A 476-nucleotide genomic window follows, 5' to 3' on the forward strand; every position below is an offset into this window, starting at 1 on the left:
TAAAGTTAAACGAGAAGAGTTTTCGGGGCTGTAGCTCAGCTGGTTAGAGCACCGTGTTGATAACGCGGGGGTCGTTGGTTCGAGTCCAACCAGCCCTACCACGGATCATGCGGTAGTAATTCCGAGGGGGATTAGCTCAGCTGGGAGAGCACCTGCTTTGCAAGCAGGGGGTCGTCGGTTCGATCCCGTCATCCTCCACCAACTCTTCATCACTGCATTTATCMAAGTTCAGTCCAARCTGGATTTCGATAAGTGTAGTTCTCGTTCTTTAACAATCTGGAAGAAGTAAAGTTTTCTTTAAGCGTGTAGCTAACGAAAGTTAGACACACACTTAGGGTAGAAAATCTGTATGTATCAACAAACAAAGTAAGCTGTCATTTGCCTATGACGTTCCCTGACACTCATGCAGGGGCCAACGTTATAGGGACAAGTGAATAAGTGCACATGGTGGATGCCTTGGCGATTACAGGCGATGA

The 476-nt window shown here is 47.3% G+C and carries 2 tRNA genes; both read left to right on the plus strand.

The features are described from left to right. Positions 1 to 24: 24 nt before the first annotated feature. Positions 25 to 101: transfer RNA gene (locus AB4Z32_RS27695), tRNA-Ile, on the plus strand. 24 nt (positions 102 to 125) lie between these two features. Further along, a tRNA-Ala gene (locus AB4Z32_RS27700) sits at positions 126 to 201 on the plus strand. The last annotated feature ends 275 nt before the right edge of the window (positions 202 to 476 follow it).

This window comes from Massilia sp. 2TAF26 (assembly GCF_052115005.1).
Lineage (GTDB): Bacteria > Pseudomonadota > Gammaproteobacteria > Burkholderiales > Burkholderiaceae_D > Telluria.